We start from the raw sequence: 11090 nt of genomic DNA on the forward strand, positions 1-11090 counted from the left end.
TGGAAGCGCAGGCCTGAGCGGCCGATCCCTGATCGTCGCGATGTGTCTCGGACAGATCGGGAATTTGCTACCGCATGTCGCTCTGTCCGCCAATCTCGCCCAGCATCTCATGCCGGCTTGGGGCCTGAGCGCCGCGGAGGGCGGACTCATGGCGAGCGGCTACGCGTTCGGCTACATGCTCGCCGTCCCGGTCCTGACGACGCTCACCGACAGGATCGATGCGCGTCTGGTCCTGCTGTGCGGCTCGATCGTAAGCGGACTGGCGACGGTTGCGTTCGGAACGTTCGCGCAGGGTTTTTGGTCCGGGACCGCCATCTGGGCTCTTGCAGGCCTCGGGTTCGCCGGCGCGTACATGCCAGGCCTTAAGGCTCTCACCGACCGTCTCCCAGCCGGCGATACCTCGCGGGCGGTCACGCTGTACACCTCGAGCTTCTCGCTTGGCGTCGGCCTTTCCTTCCTTCTTGCCCAGGTCATAGCCGACCGATGGGGCTGGCGCTGGGCGTTCGTTCTGACGGGCGTTGGACCCGTCGCAATGGTGATCGCGTGTCTCTTGATAGACGCGCGGCGGCCGGAGCCGAAGGAGGGGCGCCTACTGGACTTTAAACCCGTTTTCGCGAACCGCGACGCGCTCGGTTACATCCTCGGCTATGGCGCTCATTGCTTCGAACTCTACGGGATCCGGACCTGGCTCGTCGGATTCTGGACCTTCGTGATCGGCCATCAGGGCGCCCCTTCGTGGCTCTCGCCCGTCATGGTGAGCTTCTTCTTCGCCATCCTGTCCATGCCCGCCAGCATCTTGGGCAACGAAGCGGCGCTGAAGTTCGGCCGTCATCGCGCCATCACGATCGTGATGATCGGCTCGGCGGCGGTGGCTCTGCTCCTTGGAGCGAACGTGAGCGCGCCGGCCTGGGTCCTCGCGCTCCTGCTGCTCGCGTACGGACTGACCGTACCTGCGGATTCCGGCGCGCTGACCGCCGGCATGTCGGCGGCGGCTACTCGCGATCACCGCGGGGCCACGATGGCTCTTCACTCCACCGTCGGCTTCGGGCTTTCGGCGGCGGGCGCATGGGGCACGGGCTTGGCGCTCGATCTTGCCGGCGGCCCTCAGGATGCGGATGGATGGTCGCTGGTCTTCGTCGTGCTCGCCGTAGGGATTTCGGTGGGACCGCTCGCGCTTTTGTGGGCTCGCGCTGGACAACGAAAAGCGGACGCGGTCGCCGGGTAGCGGCTACAAAAACGGGGGAACGCAGGTGGATCGTGGCCGACTTGGTGTCGTCGTATCGTTGGGGACGGCCCAGACGCTCGCTTGGGGATCGAGTTACTACCTGCCGGCAATCCTGGCTGATCCGATCGCCCGCGATCTCGGCATTTCCAGCAACTGGTTCTTCGCTGCCTTCTCGGCGTCACTGGTGATCTCCGGGTTGCTCGGGCCGCGGGTAGGTCGCCAGATCGACCGCGTCGGCGGCCGGCAAATGCTCTGCGCGTCTAATGTCGTTCTCGCCGCTGGGCTCGCACTCCTCGGCACATCGGGCTCGGTATGGAGCATGTCGGCGGCCTGGCTACTGCTCGGCGTCGGCATGGATCTCGGCCTCTACGATGCGGCCTTCGGCGCGCTCGGGCGCATCTACGGCAGCGACGCCCGCGGCGCGATCACGGGGATCACGCTGATCGCCGGATTTGCCAGCACAGTCGGGTGGCCGCTCAGTTCGCTCGGCCTCGAGACCATCGGCTGGCGGGAAACCTGCTTCGCATGGGCCGCGGCGCACATCGTGCTCGGGCTGCCTTGAATCTGATGTTGCCCCGGCCGCAGCAGGCAGCGATCACGGCGGGACCGACGGTTAAGCCGCAAATCGCGATCGATCGGACGATGGTGCTGCTGTCGTTCGCGTTCGCCGCCGCCTGGACGGTGACGTCGGCCATGGCGACGCATCTGCCGCGCATCGTCGAGGCGTTCGGCCCGACGCCGGCACAGGCCGTCTTCGCCGGCATGATGATTGGACCCGCTCAGGTCGCGGCCCGCATCATGGAGGCGAGTGTCCTGGGGCGCTTTCATCCGCTCGTCTCGACCAGGCTCGCCTGCGTCACCCATCCGATCGGTGCCGCCCTTATCGGGCTGTTCGGCGGGGGCGTCGCAGCGGCATTCGCCCTGTTGCACGGCGCCGGCAACGGCATCCTCACAATCGCCCGGGGGACGCTGCCACTAACCATCTTCGGGCCTGAGAACTACGCGTACAGGCTCGGCTTGATCGGCGCCCCGTCGCGCATCGCCCAGGCGCTGGCTCCACTCGCGATCGGGCTCTTGATCGAACCGCTGGGCAGAGGCGTCGTCGTGGTCACCGCGAGTCTCAGCCTCAGCGCGTTGGCCGCGATGATGCTGCTGCGAGCGCGCGCCGGATCTCCCGCAGCCCAAGCTGCTGCCGAGTGACGCTGGGACCGCTGGCGCGTAGCGAATGCTCCATCAAATGCGGATGTAGAACCGACTAAGTTTCCAAAGGATTCAGGACAATGATCTCCTGAGCGGGGATGACGATCTCCTCCGCTCAATCTGGCCCAAGCAGGTCGCGCGGCTCTCCCGAAAATCGGGAGCGCACTTCGGAACCGTACCACAACTATGCCGACTGCGAGCGGAAGCTCAGGCGTAGCCCTTCAGACAATCGAGACGCTTGCGCAGAAATGCCAGCACCATGATCTCGTCGGAAGTGAGCTTGGCGTGCTGGCGCTTGAACTTCTGCGCGATCTTGGCTTCGATCATCTTGACGAGGTCACCGGACATGTAGGCGTTCAGGACTTCCGGGTGCACGTAGCACTTGCGGCAGATTGCGGGCGTGTTGCCGCCTCGCAAGGCGGTGCGCTGCGCGTACTCTCGCAGGAGACTTGCCACACCGCGAGCATCGAGCGAAGGCATTCAGCCAGCCTCCCGGTCGGCGCTTTGCCGCGCACCCGGAGTAAGGCGACCGCCGGAGCGGTCACTTGGCCGGCGATCGAGAGAGCTCTCGAGCTTCTGGGCTGCGCGAAAGTCCTCAAGATGCTGGACATTGGGGCCGTAGGCAGCCTCCTTCTCGATTCCTTCGTAATTCAACTTGGTGGCCGCAGCGAACAGCGCCTGGCCGTCTCCTTCGTGGTGTTCGCTATGGAGGACGGGCTCCTTGAGGTCGTGCTCCTCGATCAGATCCTTGAGCAGCCTCTTCCGCTCGATTTGCGGCTCTTTCCGCAGATCTCTGCCGTCCAGCCAGAGCAGATCGAACGCAAAGAAAAGCAAGCGATCCTGATCGCCTCTGCCGAGATCCGCCTGTAGCTCTGAGAAGTTCGTGCGCCCATCATGGATGACGACGACCTCGCCGTCGACGATGGCCTGTCCTTCGATGTCGAAGGCTCCGGCGATCCTCGAGAACTTGTTGACCCAGTTGTAGCCGTTGCGCGTGTAGGCCCGCCGGTCGTCACCGTCGATCCGGAGCTGGATGCGGTAGCCATCGTATTTGACTTCGTGAATCCATAGAGATCCCGAAGGAGCCTTCATCTTCAGGGTCGCCAACTGGGGTTCGATGAACCCCGGCATTGTAGGGCCCTCGGTCTTTTCGGCCCGAGGCGCCTTTGTACGCTTTGCCACGCAACTCAACTCACAAAAAGCCCGCGTCCGGGTTGGGCCGACGGCGGGCAGTCTACCTACCTTAACAATGACGGCATGAGCTGGGGAATCTTCCCGCTGTTCTTCGCCTCGTTCGGCCTCCACGTCGATCGGATCGGCATTCTGAAGGCCGTCTATCCGGCCACCTGGGGCATCCTGCAGATCGCCACGGGCCCTCTTTCCGACCGTTGGGGCCGCAAGGGCTTGATCGTGGCCGGCATGTGGGTGCAGGCCGCGGGTCTATTCGTGACGGCTGCGACAAGCCATTTCGAATGGTGGCTTGTCGGCAGCCTGCTACTCGGGCTCGGCACCGCCATGGTGTACCCGAGCTTGATCGCCGCCGTCTCCGACGCCTCCCATCCGAGCTGGCGCGCACGCTCGCTGAGCGTCTACCGCTTCTGGCGCGATCTTGGATACGCGATCGGGGCGCTGTCGGCCGGCATCATCGCTGACCTGTTCGGTATGGCTTGGGCGATCGGAGCGATAGGTGCACTCACGTTCGTATCGGGGACGATCGTATTCGTCGTCATGAACGGCGGGCACGGAGCGCGACAATGAACGACACCTTTGCAGGACGCTGCCTCTGCGGGGCGGTGCGCTTCGAGGCGCGAGGCCGGCCGAAAGGAGTCTTCTGGTGTCACTGCGATAGCTGCCGCCGCCATTCCGGCGCCCCCGTCAGCGTGTTCGTCGGGTTCGAGAACGACGCTGTCACGGTGATCGAGGGCACCATCACCACGTTCAAGTCATCGCCAGGGACCACGCGCGGCTTCTGCTCCCGCTGCGGCTCGACGCTGACCTGCGCCACGGTGCATTTCCCGACGGAGACGCACTACCACGTCGGCGCCTTCGACCGGGCAGCGGAGCTGCGACCTGGCAAGCACTTTTTCGCCAATGAGCAACTGCCATGGCTGCGGCTCAACCACCCCCAGGAAGACAAGTGACGGCGACAATGCGGCAGATCTATCTCGACTACAACGCGAGCACACCGATCGACCCGGTCGTGGCGGAGGCGATGCGCCCCTTCCTGGACCATGCGTTCGGCAATCCGTCCAGCGGGCATTGGGCCAGCGCGCCGGCGAAGGCCGGGTTGGATCGGGCTCGCGGCCAGGTGGCCGCACTGCTCGGCGCGGCACCCGACGAGATCGTATTCACCAGCGGTGGCAGCGAAGCGAACAATCTGGCCATCAAGGGCACGTTCTTCGCGCCGAACCGCCGCGGGGCGCACATCATCACCTCGGCCATCGAACATCCCGCGATTCTCGCACCCTGCCGGTTTCTCGAGCGACTCGGCGGTTCGGTCACGTATCTCCCGGTAAACGGGACAGGCCTGGTCGATCCTGAGGATGTCCGCCGCGCAATTACTCCGCAGACCGCCCTGATCAGCATCATGCACGCGAACAACGAAGTCGGAACCGTCCAGCCGATCGCGGAAATCGGCGCGATTGCGCGGCAGCACGGAATCCCCTTCCACACCGATGCAGCCCAGTCGGTCGGAAAGATCGCCACCAAGGTGGACGAGCTCGGCGTCGACATGCTGACGATCGCCGGTCACAAGCTCTACGCCCCGAAGGGCGTTGGCGCGCTTTATCTTAGGCGAGGCACCGAGGTCGAGCCGGTGATCCACGGCGCCGGCCACGAATTTGGCCGCCGTGCCGGCACCGAGAGCGCTTTGCTCGCAGCGGGGCTCGGGGCGGCTTGTGCGATCGCCGCCGACCTCGCACCCGTGAGCCGCATTCAGACCCTGCGCGATCGCCTCTGGCAGGCGCTACAGGATAGCTTCGGCGATGGGGTCGCGCTCAACGGCCATCCCACGCATCGCTTGCCCAATACGCTCAACGTGTCGTTCGTCGACATGATCGGCGCGGACATCTTAAGCCGGTTGCGCGATGTGGCGGCATCGACGGGTTCGGCGTGCCATTCTGGGCAGATCGAGCTTTCGCCCGTTCTCGCGGCCATGGGCGTGCCCGAAAGGGTCGCAATGGGAGCGATCCGCTTTAGCCTGGGCAGGTACACTACGGTCGACGAGATCGACGAAGTGGTCACAGGTCTCGCCACTATCGCCGCCGTCTGATCGCTTCGGCTCAGTTGAGCCGTTTGGTCGCCAGCACAAGAGCGGGTTCGACGGCGCCATCCCCGACAACATCGACATCCATACCCGCATGTTCCAGCGCCGTCGATACATCCGCCAAGGCGGGAAAACGGTAGATTTCCGGCGGGAACGATGCGATAGCCTTCGGGTCAGCGTTCGTCCGGAACAGCAATCCTAACCGGCCGCCTGGCTTCAGCACACGTGCGATCTCGCGCAGCGACCTCCCGAGATCCTTCCAGAAATAGAGCACGTGCACGCACTGCGCCTTGTCGAAGGCATCATCGTGAAAAGGTAGCAGCTCCACGCCCGAAAGAACGACCTTCACGCGAGCGGCTTCGATCAGCGAACGGCTTCGTTGCGTCGCGATCTCGACCATCAGCTGGGAAGGATCCACCCCGCTGATGCGCCCCTGAGGAGCCCGCGCGGCCAATTCCGTCAAGCTGCGTCCATGACCGCATCCGATATCGAGGACATGGTCCGCCGTACCGATGCGGAGCGCATCCATCACGCGCAAATTCTCGCGCCACGTTTCGCGAGCCATGATGAAGGCAATGAGCCGGCCTAACAGGCCGCGCGCATCCTGAGCGTGCTCGGCAATGAACTGAGGACGACGCATTGTGAGTTCCTGCGCTTCAACAAGGCGGCCCCGAGGATGTCTCAAATCCGCGCGATCGGCTCGCCGAAACTGAACTGCGGCTCGCCGATTCCGAAATCGCTAAAAGAAATCATTGTGTTAGGGCCCCGAGCCAAGGGCGACCGTCGACATTATGCGGTGGTAGCTCGTCAGAGTCCTTCCACGAGCTCGCCATCCGTGTTGAGCGAGAGCGTCGCCATGCGATCTTGCCTGTCCTGGTGTCCTGGCCACGGATCGTGGCGGCGATTGGCTTACCTGAGATGTCATGCTCGCTCTGCATTCGCGAGGTCGGGGTGGATCTTTCGTGACCTCCGAACTGCACGTCGGGTCATATGACTTACTCGGCCGATCGTAGTCGCAACCTAGAACGACATCGGGCAATTCGGCTTCGAACAGGATTAGCTCCGGGAATTCGCTCGGACGGCCGTGCGCTTCCTAGGTTTCAGCAAGCTCACCTTTTTTTCGAATGCCTCCCGGCCCCCGACGACGCTCCCGTCGGCATCGACGCAGAAATAGAACTCCTTTCCGTAGCTATAGTAGGCCCAGCCATCGGTTGGCCCCTCGACGATCTCGTTCTCCGGCAGGCCGACCTTCATTTCGGTTACACCCCGCGCGCGCAGCACTCGGAATGCATCGTTCAGCGTGAACGCCATCTTCTTAATCCTTGCTCATTTGGCATAACCCGAATCGGGTCGATAAGGCACGTCGCGACGCGAATGGTTGCACGCTAAATCCTCGTCGAGAAGCGGGAGAAGGCGGTCAATTCCTGGACCCTCGGATCGGCATCGCGGAGATAGATCTCGGTCCGCAGAAACGCGATCTCGTCGGCGAACGCGGCCTCAGTAACGTCGATGTACCAGGACTTCGGTCGACCGTCGCTGCCGTCGTTCCAGCGATAGCCGCGGCGTTTCAACGAGTCCTTGAGTTCGAACGGCGACTGCTCCGCCCAGACCCGCAGGGTCTTCCGTCGTGCGGTCTCAAGCAGGAGCGCGAGCGCCGGCGATCCGGTCGTCGGCAGTTCGAAAGCGAGAACCTCCAGCAAAGCGTGGCAATCGTCGACTGCCCGGTGCGCCTGGTGGAAGTAGCCAGCTCCGTTCAGGAGATAGCCGAGCTGCGAGCCCGCGAAGCGATGTTTGCGCCAGTCGATCTCGCTCATGCTGCAGCCCCAGGCCTTGTGCTCGAGCACGGACCAGTAGCGTTCGGCGAATTTTCTGTCGAAGCCGCTGTTGTGCGCGATCGTGATGGCCGCGCTTTCGACGAAGGCTGTGACGGCGGCATCGTCAAATTTGTGTCCCGCGACCATTTCGTTAGTGATGCCCGTTAGTGCCGTCACTTCCGCGGAGATCGGCACACTCGGTTCGTTAAAGGCGGAGAACGTGTCTCTGACGCCGAGTATCCGCCCGTCGGCCGCGTAATCAAACTTGACCATCCCGAGCTCGATGATCTCGTCCTTGGCGCAATCGAGGCCGGTGGTCTCGGTGTCGAGAAGAATGCCGGTCCTGACCTCCAGTCCCGCAGTTGGGATGTAGGTCGGTCGGGCAACCAGGCGCCGCAGGACCCGGTAGTCGGGCGAGCGGCTCAAGGCTTCGGCCATGGTTGCCAGATCGGATGCGTCCTGAAACATCACTTCTCGAAAAGGTTGGCGGTTCGGACAATCCGGCGTGTCGCACAATACCGAGGCAGACGCCCCGAGGTATCGGAAAAAGACGCGATTCGGGGTCTTTTCGGGGGATGTCGGTATGATTGGGTCAGATTGCGGAGGCCCGGTCCGCGTTGCCGCAGCGGCTGCGAATGAGACACACTGTGAAACCATCCCGAACGCCCCTGGTCGCGCGACCACCCCAAGTTCAGGCAAAGCCGAGCCATGGTGAGCCGGCGGCCTGCTAGATCGCAAAGCATGTGTGGCGAGCCCGGGCACATGCCCCAGCCGTCCAGATCACCTTCGTCCCCGACGGTTCCCGCTGCGGCTGAAAGCCGGCACCCCGGCCCTCATGATTTTGATCATTTTACCGAGCTTGCGCCTCGCCCCGTGCCGTCGGCGAGCGGGATCGTTCGCTCACGCCATCAAGAGCTGAACGACGGTGCCGTGAACTCCCGTGGCGCCGGCGCGAGCCAATGTGGCGTCTGCGGCGGTCTCAGCGTATCGACCTTCAGGGTGTTCACGCCCGCATTCCACGTCATCCATGGCATCGACTCGAGATGGGGAATCGGCGGGAGCGCGATCTTCCTTTCGAAGGCGTCGGCCGAACCAGGTTTGCCCGGCATACGATCCGTTCCCCAGGCCGCCAGCGACGGCAGCATGAGTAGCGCAGTCATGGACGCCGTGAGTATCCGCCGCACCAGGCGTTGCGCGGGGACCATCTGGGATTTCTCTGCCCGAGCGGAGATGATGGTGTGATCGGCGATCATCTCATCCTCCTATCGTTCGAAAAAGACTGATCCAGGCGATCGTGGTGCAGCTCAGGGTGAACATCAGCCAGTGCACGGCCGCTGCTCCATCCGCCGCTCCATTCCTACGCAGCCTTCGCTGAAGATTTCTGCTCATCTGAAAGCTCCTATTGTCGATGTGTCCTTTCCTGGTTCGAGAGATAGTCCGTTGGCTTGTCCGCCAAGCTAGAAGTCCATCGGCGGCGCGGCCGGGGCTTCCGCCTTCTTCGGTTTCTCGGCGACGAGCGCCTCGGTGGTGATCAGGAGGGCGGCGATAGACGCGGCATCCTGCAAGGCCGTGCGAACCACCTTGGCCGGATCGATCACGCCGGCCCGCACCAGATCCTGGTACTCGCCGGTCGCCGCGTTGAAGCCCCAATTGTAGTCACTTTTCTCAATCAGCTTGCCGACCACCAGCGAGCCGTCTTCTCCGGCATTCTCGACGATCTGCCTGGCCGGCATCTGGATCGCGCGCCGCACGATATCGACGCCGGCTTTTTGGTCGGCGTTGGCGGTCTTGACGCGTTCAAGCGCTTTGAGCGCGCGCAATAGCGCCACCCCGCCGCCCGGCAGGATGCCTTCTTCCACAGCGGCGCGCGTCGCATGCATCGCGTCGTCAACGCGATCCTTGCGCTCCTTGACCTCGACTTCGGTGGCGCCGCCGACCCGGATCACGGCCACGCCGCCGGCGAGCTTGGCAAGCCGCTCCTGCAGCTTCTCGCGATCGTAATCCGAGGTCGTCTCCTCGATCTGCAGCTTGATCTGGGCGACGCGCGCCCCGATGTCCTTCTTGGCGCCGGCGCCGTTGACGATGGTAGTATTCTCCTTGTCGATTACCACCTTCTTGGCCCGCCCGAGCATGTTGAGCGTGACATTCTCGAGCTTGATGCCGAGATCTTCGGCGATCATTGTGCCACCGGTGAGGGTCGCGATGTCCTCCAGCATCGCCTTGCGGCGATCGCCGAAGCCCGGTGCCTTGACGGCTGCGATCTTCAGCCCTCCGCGCAGTTTGTTGACGACCAGCGTCGCCAGCGCCTCGCCTTCGATGTCCTCGGCGATGATCAGCAGTGGCTTGCCCGACTGCACCACCGACTCGAGCAGCGGCAGCATCGATTGCAGTGCGGACAGCTTCTTCTCATGGATCAGGATGTAGGGGTCTTCGAGCTCGGCTCGCATCTTTTCGGCATTGGTGACGAAATAGGGCGAGATGTAGCCGCGGTCGAATTGCATGCCCTCGACCACCTCCAACTCCGTATTGAGGCTCTTTGCCTCCTCCACTGTAATGACGCCTTCATTGCCGACTTTCTGCATGGCCTCTGCGAGGAAGCGGCCGATCTCGGTGTCGCCATTCGCCGAGATCGTAGCGACTTGGGCGATCTCGTCGTTCGCGGTGACCTTCTTGGCGTGCGATCGGAGATCATCGACGATCGCTTCGATCGCGAGGTCGATGCCGCGCTTGAGGTCCATCGGGTTCATGCCCGCAGCAACGGACTTCGCGCCTTCCTTGACGATCGATTGCGCCAGCACGGTCGCGGTCGTCGTGCCGTCGCCGGCGATGTCGCTGGTTTTTGACGCCACCTCGCGGACCATCTGCGCGCCCATGTTCTCAAACTTGTCTTCGAGCTCGATTTCCTTGGCGACCGTGACACCATCCTTGGTGATGCGCGGCGCGCCGAAGGATTTCTCGATCACGACGTTGCGGCCTTTCGGCCCGAGTGTCACCTTGACAGCGTTTGCCAGCGTATCGACGCCGCGCAGCATGCGGTCGCGAGCTTCCGTTGAGAATTTTACCTCCTTGGCAGCCATGTCGTTCTCTCCTTTCCCCTTCAATGACTGTCAGCGCTTCAAGCGGCCTTCTTCGACGCGGAGGTCTTCTCGACCACGCCCAGAAGGTCGCTCTCCTTCATGATAAGAAGTTCTTTGCCGTCGATCTTGACCTCCGTACCGGACCATTTGCCGAACAAGACCCGATCGCCAGGCTTCACGTCGAGCGGCACCAATTGGCCCTGTTCGTTACGGCCGCCCGGTCCGCAGGCGATAACCTCGCCTTCCTGCGGCTTTTCCTTCGCGGTGTCCGGAATGATGATGCCGCCGGCAGTCCTCTCCTCGGCATCGATGCGTCGCACCAGCACGCGATCATGCAATGGACGGAAATGCATGCACATCCTCCCTACAATTCAGCGATGTCATCAGAACCGGGGCCGTAACCGGCCCTCCGGCAAAATCGACTTAGGCGCGGCAAGAATGCCGTCAAGAGGGCTATCGAAAAATTTTCGCTACGCCGGCAGAAGTTTCCGCGACAAAGTTTGAGGCAC

At 63.1% G+C, this 11090-nt stretch carries 11 protein-coding genes and 2 pseudogenes; 5 read left to right on the forward strand and 8 right to left on the reverse strand.

The features are described 5' to 3' along the window. Positions 1 to 40 precede the first annotated feature (40 nt). On the forward strand, positions 41 to 1225 hold the full coding sequence (locus QA649_RS37235) for an MFS transporter (protein WP_283026187.1): 1185 nt from the start codon (positions 41 to 43) through the stop codon (positions 1223 to 1225). Between the two features lie 25 nt (positions 1226 to 1250). After that, positions 1251 to 2425, forward strand: a pseudogene (locus tag QA649_RS37240) (MFS transporter). A 207-nt stretch (positions 2426 to 2632) separates the two neighbouring features. Here QA649_RS37240 and QA649_RS37245 read toward each other — a convergent pair. Both QA649_RS37245 and QA649_RS37250 read right to left on the reverse strand, forming a co-directional pair. Further along, complete coding sequence (locus QA649_RS37245; protein WP_283021501.1) at positions 2633 to 2905, reverse strand: hypothetical protein; 273 nt, start codon at positions 2903 to 2905, stop codon at positions 2633 to 2635. Beyond that, positions 2906 to 3556 (reverse strand): hypothetical protein, encoded by a 651-nt coding sequence (locus QA649_RS37250; protein ID WP_283021502.1) that lies wholly within the window; start codon positions 3554 to 3556, stop codon positions 2906 to 2908. A 117-nt stretch (positions 3557 to 3673) separates the two neighbouring features. Here QA649_RS37250 and QA649_RS37255 point away from each other — a divergent pair. The 3 genes and pseudogenes from QA649_RS37255 to QA649_RS37265 form a co-directional block, all read left to right on the forward strand. Beyond that, positions 3674 to 4183 (forward strand): annotated as a pseudogene (locus QA649_RS37255) (MFS transporter); the annotation flags it as partial. Further along, positions 4180 to 4566, forward strand: coding sequence for a GFA family protein (locus QA649_RS37260; protein ID WP_283021503.1), 387 nt, complete (start codon positions 4180 to 4182; stop codon positions 4564 to 4566). The pseudogene QA649_RS37255 and the gene QA649_RS37260, both read left to right, overlap by 4 nt. An 8-nt stretch (positions 4567 to 4574) precedes the next feature. Continuing rightward, the gene (locus tag QA649_RS37265) at positions 4575 to 5696 is read left to right on the forward strand and encodes a cysteine desulfurase family protein (protein WP_283021504.1); all 1122 of its coding nucleotides are present in this window, start codon (positions 4575 to 4577) and stop codon (positions 5694 to 5696) included. 10 nt (positions 5697 to 5706) lie between these two features. On the opposite strand, the gene QA649_RS37270 is transcribed toward QA649_RS37265, so the two are convergent. The 6 genes from QA649_RS37270 to groES all read right to left on the reverse strand — a co-directional run bounded on the left by QA649_RS37270 (position 5707) and on the right by groES (position 10934). After that, positions 5707 to 6330, reverse strand: coding sequence for a class I SAM-dependent methyltransferase (locus tag QA649_RS37270; protein WP_283021505.1), 624 nt, complete (start codon positions 6328 to 6330; stop codon positions 5707 to 5709). 416 nt (positions 6331 to 6746) lie between these two features. Further along, on the reverse strand, positions 6747 to 7001 hold the full coding sequence (locus QA649_RS37275) for a hypothetical protein (RefSeq protein WP_283021506.1): 255 nt from the start codon (positions 6999 to 7001) through the stop codon (positions 6747 to 6749). 74 nt (positions 7002 to 7075) lie between these two features. Then, positions 7076 to 7972 (reverse strand): 3'-5' exonuclease, encoded by an 897-nt coding sequence (locus tag QA649_RS37280; protein ID WP_283026188.1) that lies wholly within the window; start codon positions 7970 to 7972, stop codon positions 7076 to 7078. Positions 7973 to 8412: 440 nt separating this feature from the next. Then, positions 8413 to 8757, reverse strand: coding sequence for a hypothetical protein (locus QA649_RS37285; protein WP_283021507.1), 345 nt, complete (start codon positions 8755 to 8757; stop codon positions 8413 to 8415). Positions 8758 to 8961: 204 nt separating this feature from the next. Continuing rightward, positions 8962 to 10581 carry a chaperonin GroEL gene (gene groL, locus QA649_RS37290; protein WP_283021508.1) on the reverse strand — a complete coding sequence of 540 codons (1620 nt, stop codon included), beginning with the start codon at positions 10579 to 10581 and terminating at the stop codon, positions 8962 to 8964. Between the two features lie 38 nt (positions 10582 to 10619). Beyond that, positions 10620 to 10934, reverse strand: a complete 315-nt coding sequence (gene groES / locus QA649_RS37295) for a co-chaperone GroES (RefSeq protein ID WP_283021509.1) — start codon at positions 10932 to 10934, stop codon at positions 10620 to 10622. Between the last annotated feature and the right edge of the window lie 156 nt (positions 10935 to 11090).

The organism is Bradyrhizobium sp. CB1717 (assembly GCF_029714325.1).
In the GTDB taxonomy this organism is placed as follows: Bacteria; Pseudomonadota; Alphaproteobacteria; order Rhizobiales; family Xanthobacteraceae; genus Bradyrhizobium.

What these genes read in the sequence shown, in the direction of transcription:
- QA649_RS37235 (WP_283026187.1), top strand. Translation starts at nt 41, where the DNA reads ATGTGTCTCGGACAGATCGGGAATTTGCTACCGCATGTCGCTCTGTCC.
- QA649_RS37245 (WP_283021501.1), bottom strand. Translation starts at nt 2,905, where the DNA reads ATGCCTTCGCTCGATGCTCGCGGTGTGGCAAGTCTCCTGCGAGAGTAC.
- QA649_RS37250 (WP_283021502.1), bottom strand. Translation starts at nt 3,556, where the DNA reads ATGCCGGGGTTCATCGAACCCCAGTTGGCGACCCTGAAGATGAAGGCT.
- QA649_RS37260 (WP_283021503.1), top strand. Translation starts at nt 4,180, where the DNA reads ATGAACGACACCTTTGCAGGACGCTGCCTCTGCGGGGCGGTGCGCTTC.
- QA649_RS37265 (WP_283021504.1), top strand. Translation starts at nt 4,575, where the DNA reads ATGCGGCAGATCTATCTCGACTACAACGCGAGCACACCGATCGACCCG.
- QA649_RS37270 (WP_283021505.1), bottom strand. Translation starts at nt 6,330, where the DNA reads ATGCGTCGTCCTCAGTTCATTGCCGAGCACGCTCAGGATGCGCGCGGC.
- QA649_RS37275 (WP_283021506.1), bottom strand. Translation starts at nt 7,001, where the DNA reads ATGGCGTTCACGCTGAACGATGCATTCCGAGTGCTGCGCGCGCGGGGT.
- QA649_RS37280 (WP_283026188.1), bottom strand. Translation starts at nt 7,972, where the DNA reads ATGTTTCAGGACGCATCCGATCTGGCAACCATGGCCGAAGCCTTGAGC.
- QA649_RS37285 (WP_283021507.1), bottom strand. Translation starts at nt 8,757, where the DNA reads ATGATCGCCGATCACACCATCATCTCCGCTCGGGCAGAGAAATCCCAG.
- groL (WP_283021508.1), bottom strand. Translation starts at nt 10,581, where the DNA reads ATGGCTGCCAAGGAGGTAAAATTCTCAACGGAAGCTCGCGACCGCATG.
- groES (WP_283021509.1), bottom strand. Translation starts at nt 10,934, where the DNA reads ATGCATTTCCGTCCATTGCATGATCGCGTGCTGGTGCGACGCATCGAT.